Origin of the sequence: Burkholderia sp. BCC0419, assembly GCF_902830285.1 — a bacterium.
GTDB lineage: Bacteria > Pseudomonadota > Gammaproteobacteria > Burkholderiales > Burkholderiaceae > Burkholderia.
Map to the genome: position 1 here is coordinate 1 of NZ_CADESR010000033.1, position 406 is coordinate 406.

At 66.0% G+C, this 406-nt stretch carries 1 pseudogene; it reads left to right on the forward strand.

Annotated features, from left to right (window positions below):
• Positions 1-406: pseudogene (locus HWW87_RS36895) on the forward strand (electron transfer flavoprotein-ubiquinone oxidoreductase); the annotation flags it as partial.

The following is a 406-nucleotide window of genomic DNA, read 5'->3' on the forward strand; positions in this document are numbered from 1 at the left end:
CCGAGATCGGCGTATGCGTGCTCGAGAAGGGTTCCGAGATCGGCGCGCACATCCTGTCGGGCGCGGTGATGGACCCGCGCGCGATCACCGAGCTGTTTCCCGACTGGAAGGAGCGCGGCGCACCGCTCGACGTCGAGGTGACGGAAGACCGCTTCCTGTTCCTGTCCGAGAAGAGCGCGGTCACGACGCCGAACTGGGCGCTGCCCGACAATTTCAAGAATCACGGCAACTACGTGATTTCGCTGGGCAACGTCACGCGCTGGCTTGGGGCACAGGCCGAAGCGCTGGGCGTCGAGATCTTCCCGGGCTTCCCGGCCGCCGAGATCCTCTACAACGACGACGGCTCGGTCAAAGGCGTCGCGACCGGCAACATGGGCGTGGGCAAGGACGGCGAGCCGACCGAGAA